Source organism: Acinetobacter sp. CAU_H_S139_7 (assembly GCF_058599305.1).
Window position 1 is genome coordinate 26,397 of the sequence record NZ_CM178651.1, and the last position, 17,094, is coordinate 43,490.

9 protein-coding genes, 2 tRNA genes, 3 rRNA genes and 1 pseudogene are annotated in these 17,094 nt (G+C 43.9%); 13 read left to right on the forward strand and 2 right to left on the reverse strand.

Going from position 1 to position 17,094, the window contains the following annotated elements; genetic code table 11:
* Window positions 1-131 precede the first annotated feature (131 nt).
* From AC4MC0_RS00120 to AC4MC0_RS00175, 12 genes and pseudogenes are all read left to right on the forward strand, one after another.
* Window positions 132-1,669 (forward strand): 16S ribosomal RNA (locus AC4MC0_RS00120).
* Window positions 1,670-1,730: 61 nt separating this feature from the next.
* Window positions 1,731-1,807: transfer RNA gene (locus AC4MC0_RS00125), tRNA-Ile, on the forward strand.
* Window positions 1,808-1,875: 68 nt separating this feature from the next.
* Window positions 1,876-1,951, forward strand: a tRNA-Ala gene (locus AC4MC0_RS00130).
* Between the two features lie 420 nt (window positions 1,952-2,371).
* Window positions 2,372-5,265: ribosomal RNA gene (locus tag AC4MC0_RS00135) — 23S ribosomal RNA — on the forward strand.
* A gap of 175 nt (window positions 5,266-5,440) precedes the next feature.
* Window positions 5,441-5,555: ribosomal RNA gene (gene rrf / locus AC4MC0_RS00140) — 5S ribosomal RNA — on the forward strand.
* Together the 16S, 23S and 5S rRNA genes with 2 tRNA genes alongside form the textbook arrangement of a ribosomal RNA operon.
* Before the next feature lie 365 nt (window positions 5,556-5,920).
* Entirely contained in the window at window positions 5,921-7,279 is a 1,359-nt protein-coding gene (locus AC4MC0_RS00145; protein ID WP_078425160.1) for an MFS transporter, read from the forward strand.
* 143 nt (window positions 7,280-7,422) lie between these two features.
* Entirely contained in the window at window positions 7,423-7,983 is a 561-nt protein-coding gene (locus tag AC4MC0_RS00150) for a DUF4256 domain-containing protein (protein WP_409449317.1), read from the forward strand.
* Between the two features lie 963 nt (window positions 7,984-8,946).
* Entirely contained in the window at window positions 8,947-10,425 is a 1,479-nt protein-coding gene (locus AC4MC0_RS00155; RefSeq protein WP_224467933.1) for a sodium-dependent transporter, read from the forward strand.
* Window positions 10,426-10,435: 10 nt separating this feature from the next.
* Complete coding sequence (locus AC4MC0_RS00160; RefSeq protein ID WP_081313279.1) at window positions 10,436-10,579, forward strand: methionine/alanine import family NSS transporter small subunit; 144 nt, start codon at window positions 10,436-10,438, stop codon at window positions 10,577-10,579.
* Between the two features lie 457 nt (window positions 10,580-11,036).
* Entirely contained in the window at window positions 11,037-11,417 is a 381-nt protein-coding gene (locus AC4MC0_RS00165; RefSeq protein ID WP_094148453.1) for a hypothetical protein, read from the forward strand.
* Window positions 11,408-11,590: pseudogene (locus AC4MC0_RS00170) on the forward strand (hypothetical protein); the annotation flags it as partial. The gene AC4MC0_RS00165 and the pseudogene AC4MC0_RS00170, both read left to right, overlap by 10 nt.
* Entirely contained in the window at window positions 11,590-12,162 is a 573-nt protein-coding gene (locus tag AC4MC0_RS00175) for a hypothetical protein (RefSeq protein ID WP_094148447.1), read from the forward strand. The pseudogene AC4MC0_RS00170 and the gene AC4MC0_RS00175, both read left to right, overlap by 1 nt.
* Window positions 12,163-12,226: 64 nt before the next feature.
* Here the strand turns inward: AC4MC0_RS00175 and rsmB are convergent, their stop codons facing one another.
* Both rsmB and fmt read right to left on the reverse strand, forming a co-directional pair.
* Window positions 12,227-13,531 (reverse strand): 16S rRNA (cytosine(967)-C(5))-methyltransferase RsmB, encoded by a 1,305-nt coding sequence (rsmB, locus tag AC4MC0_RS00180; RefSeq protein WP_004978440.1) that lies wholly within the window; start codon window positions 13,529-13,531, stop codon window positions 12,227-12,229.
* Window positions 13,531-14,490 (reverse strand): methionyl-tRNA formyltransferase, encoded by a 960-nt coding sequence (fmt, locus tag AC4MC0_RS00185; protein ID WP_094148446.1) that lies wholly within the window; start codon window positions 14,488-14,490, stop codon window positions 13,531-13,533. Before fmt ends, rsmB begins: the two co-directional genes overlap by 1 nt.
* A gap of 471 nt (window positions 14,491-14,961) precedes the next feature.
* Here fmt and ilvD point away from each other — a divergent pair, with 471 nt between their 5' ends.
* The gene (ilvD, locus tag AC4MC0_RS00190; protein WP_279700825.1) at window positions 14,962-16,791 is read left to right on the forward strand and encodes a dihydroxy-acid dehydratase; all 1,830 of its coding nucleotides are present in this window, start codon (window positions 14,962-14,964) and stop codon (window positions 16,789-16,791) included.
* Window positions 16,792-17,094: the final 303 nt, after the last annotated feature.

Here is a 17,094-nt window from a genome sequence, read left to right on the forward strand (position 1 = left end):
GATTTTTACTGATTGATCGATCGAAAATATTTCATTGATTGAATGGTAAAAATTACTCGAAGTTTATTTGAGAAATATTTGTCAGAAAATTGATGAGCCAAGATTTGTAGCCATAAGCTACTAATGATTTTTAACTGAAGAGTTTGATCATGGCTCAGATTGAACGCTGGCGGCAGGCTTAACACATGCAAGTCGAGCGGGGAAGGGTAGCTTGCTACCTGACCTAGCGGCGGACGGGTGAGTAATGCTTAGGAATCTGCCTATTAGTGGGGGACAACATTCCGAAAGGAATGCTAATACCGCATACGCCCTACGGGGGAAAGCAGGGGATCTTCGGACCTTGCGCTAATAGATGAGCCTAAGTCAGATTAGCTAGTTGGTGGGGTAAAGGCCTACCAAGGCGACGATCTGTAGCGGGTCTGAGAGGATGATCCGCCACACTGGGACTGAGACACGGCCCAGACTCCTACGGGAGGCAGCAGTGGGGAATATTGGACAATGGGCGAAAGCCTGATCCAGCCATGCCGCGTGTGTGAAGAAGGCCTTTTGGTTGTAAAGCACTTTAAGCGAGGAGGAGGCTACTTAGATTAATACTCTAGGATAGTGGACGTTACTCGCAGAATAAGCACCGGCTAACTCTGTGCCAGCAGCCGCGGTAATACAGAGGGTGCGAGCGTTAATCGGATTTACTGGGCGTAAAGCGTGCGTAGGCGGCTTCTTAAGTCGGATGTGAAATCCCTGAGCTTAACTTAGGAATTGCATTCGATACTGGGAAGCTAGAGTATGGGAGAGGATGGTAGAATTCCAGGTGTAGCGGTGAAATGCGTAGAGATCTGGAGGAATACCGATGGCGAAGGCAGCCATCTGGCCTAATACTGACGCTGAGGTACGAAAGCATGGGGAGCAAACAGGATTAGATACCCTGGTAGTCCATGCCGTAAACGATGTCTACTAGCCGTTGGGGCCTTTGAGGCTTTAGTGGCGCAGCTAACGCGATAAGTAGACCGCCTGGGGAGTACGGTCGCAAGACTAAAACTCAAATGAATTGACGGGGGCCCGCACAAGCGGTGGAGCATGTGGTTTAATTCGATGCAACGCGAAGAACCTTACCTGGTCTTGACATAGTAAGAACTTTCCAGAGATGGATTGGTGCCTTCGGGAACTTACATACAGGTGCTGCATGGCTGTCGTCAGCTCGTGTCGTGAGATGTTGGGTTAAGTCCCGCAACGAGCGCAACCCTTTTCCTTATTTGCCAGCGGGTTAAGCCGGGAACTTTAAGGATACTGCCAGTGACAAACTGGAGGAAGGCGGGGACGACGTCAAGTCATCATGGCCCTTACGACCAGGGCTACACACGTGCTACAATGGTCGGTACAAAGGGTTGCTACCTAGCGATAGGATGCTAATCTCAAAAAGCCGATCGTAGTCCGGATTGGAGTCTGCAACTCGACTCCATGAAGTCGGAATCGCTAGTAATCGCGGATCAGAATGCCGCGGTGAATACGTTCCCGGGCCTTGTACACACCGCCCGTCACACCATGGGAATTTGTTGCACCAGAAGTAGGTAGTCTAACCGCAAGGAGGACGCTTACCACGGTGTGGCCGATGACTGGGGTGAAGTCGTAACAAGGTAGCCGTAGGGGAACCTGCGGCTGGATCACCTCCTTAACGAAAGATTGACGATTGGTAAGAATCCACAACAAGTTGTTCTTCATGACGATGTATCTGAGGGTCTGTAGCTCAGTTGGTTAGAGCACACGCTTGATAAGCGTGGGGTCACAAGTTCAAGTCTTGTCAGACCCACCAAATCTGACTAACAAGCATTATTAAATGCTGAATACAGAAAAACAGAGACATTGACTTATTGATAAGCTGGGGACTTAGCTTAGTTGGTAGAGCGCCTGCTTTGCACGCAGGAGGTCAGGAGTTCGACTCTCCTAGTCTCCACCAAATTTCAAGACAAGAAAAGCATGCTTTTCCTTGAAATTTAAGCAAGAAGCTATGCTTCGCGCAGATAGGTTGGATTACAGAAATTAGTAAGTAGATAACTTATTAACTTCTGTGATTTATCACAGTTTCCTGACCTGACGAAGGCTGGAAAAATCATTAACAGAATATATTTGAGTTGAAATAATTTGTTCATACTCGTTTTTAAGATTGACATTAACAGTGATTTATTACTGATTGATGAAGATTGAAGAAATGAGTTACTAGCGAAATTAACTGAATCAAGCGTTTTGGTATGTGAATTGAATTGAAGCTGTACAGTGTTTAAGTACACAGAACAACAAACTGTAAGGAAGTGATGAGAAATCATCATAGACTGTCTTAATCCTACTTGTAGGGATTAACGACTGTTTGGGGTTGTATAGTCAAGTAATTAAGTGCATGTGGTGGATGCCTTGGCAGTCAGAGGCGATGAAAGACGTAATAGCCTGCGATAAGCTCCGGGGAGGCGGCAAATATCCTGTGATCCGGAGATTTCTGAATGGGGAAACCCACCTGTCATAAGGCAGGTATCGTATGATGAATACATAGTCATACGAGGCGAACGAGGGGAAGTGAAACATCTCAGTACCCTTAGGAAAAGAAATCAATTGAGATTCCCTCAGTAGCGGCGAGCGAACGGGGAAAAGCCCATTAAGTCATATCAGTTTTAGTGGAATGCTCTGGGAAGTGCAACCATAGTGGGTGATAGTCCTGTACACGAAAGGGCTGATATGATGATGTCGAGTAGGGCGGGGCACGTGAAACCTTGTCTGAATATGGGGGGACCATCCTCCAAGGCTAAATACTCCTGACTGACCGATAGTGAACCAGTACCGTGAGGGAAAGGCGAAAAGAACCCCTGTGAGGGGAGTGAAATAGATCCTGAAACCGCATGCATACAAGCAGTGGGAGCCGACTTGTTCGGTGACTGCGTACCTTTTGTATAATGGGTCAGCGACTTACATTCAGTAGCAAGGTTAACCGCATAGGGGAGCCGTAGAGAAATCGAGTCTTAATAGGGCGTTTAGTTGCTGGGTGTAGACCCGAAACCGGGTGATCTATCCATGAGCAGGTTGAAGGTTGGGTAACACTAACTGGAGGACCGAACCCACTGTCGTTGAAAAGCCAGGGGATGACTTGTGGATAGGGGTGAAAGGCTAATCAAACTCGGTGATAGCTGGTTCTCCCCGAAAGCTATTTAGGTAGCGCCTCGGACGAATACCATTGGGGGTAGAGCACTGTTTCGGCTAGGGGGTCATCCCGACTTACCAAACCGATGCAAACTCCGAATACCAATGAGTACTATCCGGGAGACAGACTGCGGGTGCTAACGTCCGTAGTCAAGAGGAAAACAATCCAGACCGCCAGCTAAGGCCCCAAAATTATAGTTAAGTGGGAAACGATGTGGGAAGGCATAGACAGCTAGGAGGTTGGCTTAGAAGCAGCCACCCTTTAAAGAAAGCGTAATAGCTCACTAGTCGAGTCGGCCTGCGCGGAAGATGTAACGGGGCTAAAACTATATGCCGAAGCTGCGGATTTGCAATTTATTGCAAGTGGTAGGGGAGCGTTCTGTAAGCCGATGAAGGTGTATTGAGAAGTATGCTGGAGGTATCAGAAGTGCGAATGCTGACGTGAGTAACGACAATGCGAGTGAAAAACTCGCACGCTGAAAGACCAAGGGTTCCAGTCCAACGTTAATCGGGGCTGGGTGAGTCGACCCCTAAGGCGAGGCCGAGAGGCGTAGTCGATGGGAAATTGGTTAATATTCCAATACTTCTATGTAATGCGATGAGAGGACGGAGAAGGTTAAGTCAGCCTGGCGTTGGTTGTCCAGGTGGAAGGTTGTAGGCATGTATCTTAGGCAAATCCGGGGTACTCTATGCTGAGAACTGATAGCAAGCTGTACTTGTACAGTGAAGTGGCTGATACCATGCTTCCAGGAAAAGTCTCTAAGCTTCAGTTACATAGGAATCGTACCCGAAACCGACACAGGTGGTCAGGTCGAGTAGACCAAAGCGCTTGAGAGAACTCTGCTGAAGGAACTAGGCAAAATGGTACCGTAACTTCGGGAGAAGGTACGCTGCCGACGGTGATAGGATTTACTCCTTGAGCTATTGGCAGCCACAGAAACCAGGCCCCTGCAACTGTTTATTAAAAACATAGCACTCTGCAAACACGAAAGTGGACGTATAGGGTGTGATGCCTGCCCGGTGCTGGAAGGTTAATTGATGGGGTTAGCGTAAGCGAAGCTCTTGATCGAAGCCCCAGTAAACGGCGGCCGTAACTATAACGGTCCTAAGGTAGCGAAATTCCTTGTCGGGTAAGTTCCGACCTGCACGAATGGCATAATGATGGGGGCGCTGTCTCCAGCAGAGACTCAGTGAAATCGAATTCGCCGTGAAGATGCGGTGTACCCGCGGCTAGACGGAAAGACCCCGTGAACCTTTACTGCAGCTTGACATTGAACTTTGATCTTACTTGTGTAGGATAGGTGGGAGGCTTTGAAACCGAGACGCTAGTTTCGGTGGAGCCAATCTTGAAATACCACCCTGGTAATATTGAGGTTCTAACTCTGTCCCGTTATCCGGGACGAGGACCATGTCTGGTGGGTAGTTTGACTGGGGCGGTCTCCTCCTAAAGAGTAACGGAGGAGTACGAAGGTGCGCTCAGCGTGGTCGGAAATCACGCGTAGAGTATAAAGGCAAAAGCGCGCTTAACTGCGAGACCCACAAGTCGAGCAGGTACGAAAGTAGGTCTTAGTGATCCGGTGGTTCTGTATGGAAGGGCCATCGCTCAACGGATAAAAGGTACTCTGGGGATAACAGGCTGATACCGCCCAAGAGTTCATATCGACGGCGGTGTTTGGCACCTCGATGTCGGCTCATCTCATCCTGGGGCTGAAGCAGGTCCCAAGGGTATGGCTGTTCGCCATTTAAAGAGGTACGCGAGCTGGGTTTAGAACGTCGTGAGACAGTTCGGTCCCTATCTACCGTGGGCGTTGGAAATTTGAGAGGATCTGCTCCTAGTACGAGAGGACCAGAGTGGACGAACCTCTGGTGTACCGGTTGTGACGCCAGTCGCATCGCCGGGTAGCTATGTTCGGAAGGGATAACCGCTGAAAGCATCTAAGCGGGAAGCCTACCTCAAGATAAGATTTCCCTAGGACTTTATGTCCTCTAAAGAGCCGTTGAAGACTACGACGTTGATAGGTTGGATGTGGAAGCATAGTGATATGTGAAGCTGACCAATACTAATTGCTCGTGAGGCTTGACTATACAACACCCAAACAGTTGGTGTTGTGGTTCAAATCACTGCAAACAACTTGATTTAGTTATAAAGCTAGATAAAATATCCAACTCAAATATACCTGTTAATAACTCATTTGATGAAAGTTAGGCACGAAGAGCACTGCTCTGAGGTTAGACCCAACGAATAGTCATAAACAGTTGTGCTGGCGACAATAGCAAGAGTGAACCACCTGATCCCTTCCCGAACTCAGAAGTGAAACCTCTTAGCGCTGATGGTAGTGTGGAGTTATCCATGTGAGAGTAAGTCATCGCCAGCTCATTAATTCAAATCCCCCTAACTTAACGGTTAGGGGGATTTTTTTATGCAACATATATTCAATAATTTAAATAAAGAATTATTAAGTGGGTAAGAAGAGAATTAGAGCGGAGAATACACGCTAAATTATACAAAAATACATTTATATAAATGAAAATTATGTGAAACATCTACCATTTATCAAATAATTTGATGTAGTGCAAATTATTTTTCGTCATTTTCATACAACTTTAGTCTAATTTTTTCAAAAAAAGCCGTTTCAATCGTTTTATTTATAGACAAAAACTGAATTATGATTCATTTTATGTAAAAGTGAATTTTAATTCATTTTTTATAATAAAGCTCACAATTGGAGGTGAGGGAAAAATGACAGCGACAAGAATGAATGTAAATGCTGTAATCGATCAGGCTAAGTTTAAGCCTTTTCATTTAACGGTTGTTTTGTGGTGCTTATTCGTCGTCTTGTTTGACGGTTATGATTTAGCAATTAACGGTGTGGCTTTACCGCTTTTAATGAAAGAGTGGGGCATGACGGCCGTTCAAGCGGGAATGTTAGCCAGTACTGCCTTAGCAGGCATGATGTTTGGTGCAATGTTATTTGGAATGCTGGCTGATAAAATTGGTCGTAAGAAAGTCATTATTATCTGTGTTACGTTGTTCAGTGGGTTCACTTTTGCGGGTGGCTTCGCATCAAACCCGACTGAATTTGGTATTTTACGCTTTATTGCGGGTCTTGGAATTGGTGGTGTATTACCGAACTTGGTCGCTTTAACTTCGGAATATGCGCCGCAGAAGTTTCGTAGCACCTTGGTGACCGCGATGTTTAGTGGCTATGCGATGGGCGGGATTATGGCAGCACTGCTAGGTGTTGCGTTTACACCGACCTTCGGCTGGAAGATCATGTTTTTCATTGCTGGTATTCCATTACTATTTATTCCAATTTTATGGAAATTCTTACCTGAATCAGTCACTTTTTTAGTGAAAGACCAGCAAACAGAAAAGGCACGCAGCATTATTCAACGTCTGGTACCTGAAGAGACTGTAACTTCAGATACTGTTCTAGTGCTGAACGAAGCGAAAGTCCCTGATGCATCTGTCGCTGCCTTGTTTAAAAATGGCCGTGGTATGGGTACAGTTTTATTTTGGTGCTGCTTCTTCATGTGCTTATTGATGGTTTATGCCCTAGGAAGCTGGTTACCAAAACTGATGATGGCTGCGGGTTATTCGATGGGCAGCAGTTTAATGTTCCTCCTTTCCTTGAACATTGGTGCGGTGATTGGCACTGCTGGTGGTGGTGTGCTTGCGGATCGTTTCCACTTGAAACCTGTCATTATTAGCATGTTGACTGTCGGGGCATTTGCATTGGTGGGTTTAGGCTTTAATTCACCACAACCTGTAATTTATTTATTGGTTGCACTTGCAGGAGCTGCTTCAATCGGTTGTAGTATTTTACTATATAGCTATGTGGCGCAATATTATCCATTGGCTGTTCGTTCAACTGGGTTGGGTTGGGCATCAGGAATTGGCCGTGTGGGTGCAATCGTGGGTCCAATTGTCATTGGTGTATTGTTGGGCATGGAATTACCACATAAGTTGAATTTTATTGCTGTAGCGATTCCTGCGGTACTTGCTGCGATAGCTGTTTCTTTTATCCGTTTAAATAGTGCTGAAGAAGCAGTTAAAACTCAGGTGAAAGTTTCAAGTTCAATCAAAGCATCTTCTTAATCACCCCCCCAAAAAAATAAAAGGCTCTCGTTTTGAGGGCCTTTATTTTTCAAAATCGATGTACCGTTGGATGGTATTTGATCGTATTTGACGGAGAGCGCTATGCTAAAGGTAGCTTTAAATAGGGCAGCACAATAACAATGATTAAGCAGCAGAAAAAACTCGAACCTGAGCAAAGTGAACGTTTATTCAATACCTTAGAACAGCGGTTTCAACAACATACTGAACGTCATATGCAAATTAGTTGGGCATTTGTCCGAGAAAAACTTTTGCAGTCCCCTGAAAAATTATACGCCTTACAACAAATGGAAATGAGTGGTGGTGAGCCTGATGTCGTGACTTTACCGAATACGCAAAATGTATATTTTTTTGATTGTTCAATTGAGTCACCGAAAGGGCGACGGAGCATGTGTTATGACCAAGAGGCACTATTGAGTCGCAAGGATCATCCGCCTGAAAATACAGTACTCGATTGGATACAGGCGTATGGCTTAAGCTTAATGACGGAACAACAATATTATCTTTTACAACAGATCTTTAATTTTGACTTGAAAACATCCAGTTGGGTTGAAACTCCAGCCGAATTACGCCAGCAAGGCGGGGCAATTTTTTGTGATCAGCGCTATGGTCGTACGTTTACCTATCATAATGGCGCTGCTTCATACTATGCGAGTCGAGGATGTCGGACTTATATTCAGCTTTAACTGTGGAATAGAGATAAAAAGAAACCCCGACATCCTGTCGAGGTTTCTTTGTATTTCAGTGCTTAGATACAACTCCTGTCATATCTCACATCCTGATGCTCAAACTGATTATTGTTGTTTTAAGTTTGGGAAACGTCCTGTTCCCTGATGATTTAAATATACATGGCGATGGCTGTTGTTCAAACAGCATTTTAACCACGCTATTTGTAAGCCTAAGCTGACAAAAGTAAATGGCTTATAATTTTTGCTTAGTGCTTTAGATCAGCATCAGTTAAATAGCCTGATCAATACTAGATTGATCTAGTGAAGCTGATGATGTTCTACGCAATGACTGGCTTTGGTGGTTTCTCTTTTAAATATAGAGCATCACTGGTATCGCGCAGTTTTAAATACTACTGCACTGTAAGTACAGAACAATATTAAAAAGTTGTATGCATGCATGTGATGTTCATTAGAAATATGGCCAATGTTCCCTGATGGGGTGAATATTTGAATAAAAATGTGAAAAGTAATGTTTTTGTGTGAGGGGTTAATACTTTTAGCGTTATTTACATTGATTTTTTCAGTAGGTTGAGTATCGATGCAGGATCTTCAAATTTTATGCATGAAAGTAGATGCAATAAATCATTCCAAAAAGTTTGTTAATTTATAACTAATTTTGTACAATAAATAAGCTGATTAATTGAACGGTTGAATCAGCACACATTATAAAAATGGAATATTTGAAGCAGAAATTACAGAATATTTTTATAAAAGTGAGTATTGTTGAACCATATAAAAGGGAAGTTTAATCGACACACTTTAACCAAGGTTTTGTGAAAACTCCTCTGTTTGTCATTTAGAACCTTGCACCCAAAAGGTCGAAGCTAAATCAAACACTCAAGATTAATATTAAATGGTTCTTTTTTGTTGCGAGATAACCAAATAAAAAGCAATTAAAAGGGACCTAGGTTTAGGTGTTTTATGTCAGGAACTCGTGAAAACTGGACATCACGATCTGGTTTTATTATTGCAGCTGTAGGTTCGGCTGTAGGTTTAGGTAATATTTGGCGTTTCCCTTATGTTGCTTATGAAAATGGTGGCGGTGCCTTTCTTATTCCTTATTTATTGGCATTAATTACCGCTGGTTTACCCCTATTATTTTTGGATTATGCAACAGGACACCGTAGTTCGGGGTCACCACCTAAAGCCTATCGGGCTTTGTTTAAAGGCGGTGAAACGCTAGGTTGGTGGCAAGTCTGTGTGTGTATCATCATTGGTTTGTACTATGCCAGCGTACTGACGTGGGCGGGAAGCTATGTTTACTTTTCGATTGGTCAGGCATGGGGTAGTGATCCTGAAAGTTTCTTCTTTAATACTTACTTACAAACTTCGAAAGCAACAGGTTTCGATTTTCAGTTTGTGAGCCATTTATTTTGGCCAATCGTGGGAATTTGGGCACTGACCTTAATTATTCTGTTTGGTGGGGTTAAAAAAGGTGTTGAATTATCGAATAAGATTTTCATGCCTTTGTTATTCGTTTTATTCACTATTTTAGTAGTGCAATCACTTCGTTTACCAGGTGCAGCAGAAGGCTTAAATGCATTCTTTACACCGAACTGGTCTGCGATGATGGACTATAAAGTGTGGTTGGCGGCGTACGGTCATACCTTCTTCTCGCTTTCCGTGGGTTTCGGGATCATGGTGACTTATGCATCTTACCTAAAGCCAAAGACCAACTTGACTGGTTCGGGGCTGATCGTTGGTTTTGCCAATGCTTCAACTGAAATTTTGGCGGGTATTGGTATTTTTGCTGCATTGGGCTTTATGGCGCATACCGCAGGCAAAGAAGTTCAAGATGTAGTGAGTGGTGGTATCGGTCTGGCATTTATTGCTTTCCCGAAAATCATTTCAAGTCTAGGTGCAGGTGCTGATCTATTCGGTCTATTGTTCTTCTCATCATTATTTGTTGCTGGTATTTCTTCCATGGTCAGTATCTTGGAAGTGCCAATTGCAGCGATGCAGGATAAGTTAAAATGGAGCCGTAAAAAAGCAGTTACTATTATTGGTGGTGGTAGTGCACTGGTTTCAGTGATCTTATTCTCAAGTGTGAATGCGATTAAACTGGTAGATATCGTGGATCACTTTATCAATAACATCGGGATTATCGGTGGTGCACTATTGTCGATTATCAGTGTGGCATGGTTTAAGCGTTCTGCATTGATTGAGCTTCGTGATCACGTGAACCGTATTTCAACGGTTCAATTGGGCAAAGGCTGGGCATTTACTTTAACTGTCATCACCTCATTGATCTTATTAACGACCTTGAGCATGACCATATTTAACTTACTGAAAAATGGTTACGATAGTTATAGTATGAGTCTACAGGGTGTATTCGGATGGGGCAGCGTGATTTTCTGTGGTGTCGTTGCAATCGTACTCAGTAAAATGAAAGATCGCTAGGAGAGCATAAATGAATACTTCGGCAATCGTGATGATGATCATTTCAATGGTGTTTTTATGGGGTGGACTTGTGTTGTCTATTCTCCACTTGATGAAAAACCCTGAAGAACTCGATGAGGTTCTTGAAGAAGTGAAAGACCAGCATACGTTGTAATACTGGATTTAAAGTTTAGTCGCCCTGAAATAGGTATCTACTTATTAAAAAACGCCCAATGAGCTTCATTGGGCGTTTTTTTAACGAGGGTGTAGTGAGCTATCGCACATCAGCGCTATACAACAATGCTTCGATAAGTTTTTTTGATGAGTTGATTTGGAGCTTAGTGTTCACGTCAATTTGGCTTGAAATAAATAAGAATTCATACGGCTAGAAAGAACAAAAAGTATGCTGTACAAATTTTATCTAATAAATATGCAATCACAATAACAATTATGATACAAAATAGTATAGAATTGTGACACAGTTTGCACTTTTGCTGGCTAATTCATATGAAAATTAACAAAAAGAAATTTTCTGCTCTGTCGTTTTTATTTTTTTTTCATTAGAAGCACATGCATTTCCACAACCGGGAAGCTATATTTCTAACGTTGCATCTGGGGACTATACCGATGAGATGGGGAATGTTTTATTGGTCAATTCCAATCCCGTGGCATTGGAAGTGCAAAAAACGTACTCACTGACTTTAGTACAAAATCAAAACCAATATGGTGTGGTCGGTGGGGCGGTGAATCTGCCACATGTCTTAACCAATACAGGTAATACTGCTGATCGATATACATTGGGTCTAGTACAAAGTAGCACGGATAATTTTGATTTAAGTAATGTGAAGGTCTATGCAGACCGCGATCAAAATGGTTTACCAGATAATACCGAAGACTTATTGGTGGGATCAATTGAGCTCAATGCGGGTCAATCTTTAGCAGTTCTGCTTGTGGGCAGTATCTCGACCAATGTGTCTTTTAATCAGCTCAGTAGTTTAGACCTCATCTACTAGCGTCGAACCTTTGGGTTTCAGGTGGATATAACTTTGTGGGCTATCAAGATAAAGATCTGATTGATAGTGATACAGCGATGGATGGTGCATATTTCCGTTTCCGCTTCAAATTTGACGAAAATCTATTTAACAAAAATAAGCCTTCAGTCAATAAAGCCTTGGAGCCTAAATAATGCTGAAACACCATGCTAAACATGTGTTGTGGCTTCTAGCTTTGGGTACTGTGGTGGCGCATGCTGCAGAGGTCCCTGTCAGCTCAAATTATCCAGTTTCGCAGCAGCAGGTGCATGAGCAATTGCACACTGCAATTGAGCAAGCGATGGACGTACGAGACAAGTACCAGTTAGAAAAAGCACGAACATGGCTGAGTTATGCTGACCATGAATATAGTGAAAAAGCGAAGCGTCAAAATATTGATCTGATCTATCAGCAGGTTTTAGAGATTGTATATGCAGATCAGCGTGCAACGTTAAGTGTAGAAACAGCAATGCTAGCGTTTTCCCAACTGATGCGCCGTGATTTATGGACGCGTGCCGCAACCCTAAAAACACAGACTGGGTTTCAATGTGCCTATAAAGAACTTGCACAAGCTGAGGTGAATTTGGTTTGGGCAGCTGCTGAGTACCATGAATTAGGTTGGCATCATTCGTGTGAGATTTTTGCTTCAGCAGAACGTTTGATGGATCAAGCCACTCATTTATCTGAAAACTGTGGCACACTTAACTTAACGCAGTTCGCTTTTTAGAAAAATTGCAGTAATTGCAATCAGTACACACATGAAAAAAGGAGCCTTTCAGCTCCTTTTATTATTAAATCTTTTCAATGCGACAATAATAAAAACCATCGCCACGCCCTACTTGTGGGAGTAGTTGGCGACCATGAATCTGCTCAACACCCCAATCGGCATCAATTTTAATTTCTTTCGCATCCGTATGTTCAGCAAAGAAGTCGACCATTTGCTGTTCATTTTCGGCTTTCAAAATCGAGCAGGTGATGTATAGCAATGTGCCGCCGACTTTGAGTTGTTGCCACATATTTTCAAGAATTTGCTTTTGCAGCTGTACTGTTTTAGCAATATCGCCCGACTGACGCAGTAAACGAATATCGGGATGGCGACGGATTACCCCAATGGCAGAACAGGGTGCATCGAGAACGATACAATCTGCAAGTTCAGGTGATGTCCACTTCACCGCATCGGCAGTGATAATGTCGACATACTTTTCATTTAAAGCCAAACGCTCTAAGTTTTCAGAGACACGTTTTAAGCGCTTTTCATCTTGGTCGAGTGCAATCAATTTTTTCGGCTGATACATCTCTAAAATATGCGCTGTCTTGCCGCCAGGTGCTGCACAGGCGTCAATTACGAATTTGCCATTTAAGTCGGGTAACAAAGTTGCACAGAGTTGTGCATGTTCATCTTGGACTGAAAAACCACCTACTTCAAAACCTGGTAGGCTTGGGATATGCAGACTGTCATCCAGCACAATGCCGACATTTGAAAGTTCACAGGCATGGGCTTCAATGCCTTCATCTTCTAAAATTTCAAGATATTCGTCACGGCTAACTTGTAAGGTGTTGACGCGCAAGGTTAAGGGTGCAACTTGTTTCAGCTCGTAGCTAATTTCAGCCAGTTGCTCGCCCCAGTCTTTTTTCAAACGCTTTGCTAACCAACTTGGCAGATTCGAGGCTTGTTCTAGAACATCGTAGAACTGTTCCGTTTCACGTGTTGCACGGCGCAAAATAGCATTCACCACACCACTTAAGCTTTCCATACCCAATTGTTTGGCTGCTTCTACCGTTTCAGAAATCGCGGCATGCGCTGCAACGCGGGTACACAGCAATTGGTATAAACCCACATATAAACAGGTTTCAACGACTTGGTTTTCCAGTGGCTTAGTCAACAACGGTAAAGTCACTTGTTTAAGCGCATGCCATTGGCGTAAACAGCCAAGAACTAACTCATGGTACAAGGCACGGTCTTTGTCAGACACAATCGCCATGTGTTGCTGGAGCACCGATGCCAGTGATTGACCATTTTGGACAGCCAATAACGTTTTAACAACCTGAGCACGTAAGTTTAGAGTCTTACCTGAGGCGTGGGGAGATTGTTTCATTATAAAATTTGTCCAATATTCAGTTTTTGGGTTTGTAAAATTTGTACGGCATTTAGTGGTTTACCACCTGGCCATTGTAGAGAGCTTAAACACACCGCGTGTTCATCGCCACAAGCGACATGAACACCTTGTTTATCGATGGCTAAAATGGTCCCTGCAGCTTGAGCTTGGGCATTTTCTTGAGACAACATCGAACCCCAAACGCGCAGATTATTGCTTTCATCCAGTGCGATAAATGCGACAGGCCATGGGTTAAATGCGCGAATATTACGGTCAATTTGCACCGCTGTTGAAGTCCAATCAATTTGCGCTTCAGCCTTAGAGAGTTTGTGTGCATAGACTGTCAAAGCTTCATCTTGCACTTCGCGGTTGTCTAAATAGTGCTGCAATGTGCTTTCAGAGGCTAAAACTTTGACCGTCGCTTCAGCCCCTTGGAGTGCCAGTTTGTCATGCAAACTTGCAGAGGTATCTGTAGCTTCAATCGGGCAGTAGGTTTTATACATCATATCGCCCGTATCCAAACCTGCAGCCATTTTCATAATGGTGACCCCAGTTTCGGTATCTCCAGTAGAAATTGCGCGTTGAATAGGCGCTGCACCCCGCCAGCGGGGCAACAGTGAACCGTGAATGTTCAAACAGCCATATTTAGGCGTATCCAAAACCACTTGCGGCAAAATAAGGCCATAAGCAGCCACCACCATCACATCTGCATTTAAGGCCTTGAGTTCAGCTTGAGCAGCCAGACCTTCTTCAGTTGAGGACTTAAAATGCAGCGGTTGATACACAGGAATATCATGCGCTAAAGCCAACTGCTTCACGGCTGAAGCGGTAAGTTTCTGCCCACGACCGGCTTTACGGTCAGGTTGCGTATAGACGGCTACAATTTCATGTTCTGTTTTTAGCAGAGCGTCTAAAGCCACAGCCGCAAATTCGGGCGTGCCTGCAAAGATGATTTTCAAGAAATACTCGGAAAAAAGGAGAAGATTAAAACAATTATAGCAAAACTCGAGCAGCTACAGATTTATCCTGCATAAAAAGCCGATAGAGCGGTTCTAACTGAATGATGTACGAGAGTTTTATTCAAAAAATAGCGCAAGGATCCTTGATCGCACATCGCTCAAAATTTGTATTTCATATAAATAAAACTCATGCAAAATTTAAAAATTATTCATAGAAGTTTTGTATTGCAAGGCGATTGAACGGGTTATAGTAGTTTCCACATGCAATTGAATGTCAGCTCATCGGTTAAAATGTAGCGCGTAAACTTACTGCCTTCGGTAATTTAGGTCGAGATGCCTAAAAACGAGATTTACGCAGAATGCGAATATGCTATGTTTAAATTTTTGACAGTTTGACACTCTCAGAACTCAGATTTTAGCCAGAGTGAATGTGGACATTCATCTCAAGCACAACTATGTTGGAAAAGTACAATGCCTGACTATCGTTCAAAAACATCAACACACGGAAGAAACATGGCGGGTGCGCGTGGCTTATGGCGCGCAACGGGGATGAAAGACGAAGACTTTGGTAAGCCGATTATTGCGGTAGTCAACTCATTCACTCAATTTGTACCGGGTCACGTTCATTTAAAAGACTTAGGTCAACTTGTTGCACGTCAAATTGAGAAAGCAGGTGGCGTAGCTAAAGAATTTAATACCATTGCGGTCGATGATGGGATCGCGATGGGACACGATGGCATGCTGTATTCATTGCCTTCACGTGACTTGATTGCGGACTCGGTGGAATACATGGTCAATGCACACTGTGCTGATGCTATGGTGTGTATTTCAAACTGTGACAAAATTACCCCGGGCATGTTGATGGCGTCTATGCGCTTGAATATTCCAGTGGTGTTTGTCTCTGGCGGGCCGATGGAAGCGGGTAAAGTGAAAATCCGTGGCAATGAACACGCGATTGACCTTGTTGATGCCATGATCGTCGCAGCAGATGACAGCTTCACTGATGAAGAAGTGGCTGAATACGAACGTTCAGCTTGTCCAACCTGTGGTTCATGTTCAGGCATGTTTACTGCAAACTCAATGAACTGTTTAACCGAAGCTTTGGGGCTATCCCTTCCGGGCAATGGTTCAACCTTAGCGACCCATGCGAATCGTAAAAAACTATTCGAGCGTGCCGGTCAGTTGATTGTTGAAATTACCAAACGTCATTACGAACAAAACGATTACAGCTTGTTGCCACGTTCAATTGCCACCAAAGCAGCCTTTGAAAATGCCATGACGCTTGATATTTCAATGGGCGGTTCAACCAATACTGTTTTACACTTGTTGGCAGCGGCGCATGAAGCGGAAGTTGACTTTACCATGACTGACATTGACCGTTTGTCACGTAAAGTGCCGGTACTGTGTAAAGTTGCACCTGCAAAGCAAGATGTGCACATGGAAGATGTACACCGTGCGGGTGGTATCATGTCGATCTTGGGTGAGTTAGACCGTGCAGGGCTATTGGATACGTCTGTACCGACTGTGCATGAAAAAACCTTAAAAGATGCTTTGGACAAGTGGGACATCATCCGTACAGAAGACGAAGACGTGTATCAATTCTTCCGTTCAGCACCGGGTGGTGTCCCGACGCAAACCGCATTTTCACAAGACCGTTACTACTCTCGTTTAGATGGTGACCGTGACAACGGCGTGATTCGTAATGCTGAACATGCCTTCTCTCAAGATGGTGGTTTGGCTGTGCTGTACGGCAATATCGCACTTGAAGGCTGTATTGTGAAAACAGCGGGTGTGGATGATTCCATCTTGAAATTCAACGGCACGGCACGTGTATTTGAAAGCCAAGATGCAGCGGTAGAGGCGATTCTAGGTGGAAAAATCACTGCTGGCGATGTGGTGGTGATTCGTTACGAAGGTCCGCGTGGTGGTCCGGGTATGCAAGAAATGTTGTATCCAACCAGTTACTTAAAATCGAAAGGCCTTGGTAAAGACTGTGCTTTACTCACCGATGGTCGTTTCTCGGGAGGTTCATCAGGTCTATCGATTGGTCACGTGTCGCCTGAAGCAGCTGAAGGTGGTGCAATTGGTTTGGTGGAAGATGGCGACCGTATCGAGATCGATATTCCAAACCGTAGTATTCACTTGGCGGTGGATGAAGCAACCATGGCTGCGCGCCGTGAAGCACAAGAAGCCAAAGGCTGGCAACCTGCTGAACAGCGTCCGCGTAAAGTCTCTAAAGCCTTAAAAGCTTATGCAATGCATACTACCAGTGCGTCTAAAGGTGCGGTACGTGACATTTAAGCTGTAGTCTTTGACTGATTAAAAAAGCACTTCATTTGAGGTGCTTTTTATTTAAAAGTCATTGGTTCAGCACAATGGAGTCTTAAATAGGTTTCTCAAATTGCAGTTGATAACCTTCGGTTCGACCTACTTTTGTTTTAGCAAAAGTAGGTCGAACGCCTTTTTTTTCCTGCCATACAGTGAAACAGCGACATCCATGTCGCTTCATCATGCGACCTGATTTGGGTAGAACCACAATAAATGGCTTCATGTAATACCCAGTGAGTCGCTTTCATGTCTAGCTTGCTTTCTATACAATAAAAA

Coding starts and splice junctions, on each gene's coding strand:
- AC4MC0_RS00165 (WP_094148453.1), top strand. CDS start 11,037: ATGGGGAATGTTTTATTGGTCAATTCCAATCCCGTGGCATTGGAAGTG.
- AC4MC0_RS00175 (WP_094148447.1), top strand. CDS start 11,590: ATGCTGAAACACCATGCTAAACATGTGTTGTGGCTTCTAGCTTTGGGT.
- AC4MC0_RS00155 (WP_224467933.1), top strand. CDS start 8,947: ATGTCAGGAACTCGTGAAAACTGGACATCACGATCTGGTTTTATTATT.
- AC4MC0_RS00160 (WP_081313279.1), top strand. CDS start 10,436: ATGAATACTTCGGCAATCGTGATGATGATCATTTCAATGGTGTTTTTA.
- rsmB (WP_004978440.1), bottom strand. CDS start 13,531: ATGAAACAATCTCCCCACGCCTCAGGTAAGACTCTAAACTTACGTGCT.
- ilvD (WP_279700825.1), top strand. CDS start 14,962: ATGCCTGACTATCGTTCAAAAACATCAACACACGGAAGAAACATGGCG.
- AC4MC0_RS00145 (WP_078425160.1), top strand. CDS start 5,921: ATGACAGCGACAAGAATGAATGTAAATGCTGTAATCGATCAGGCTAAG.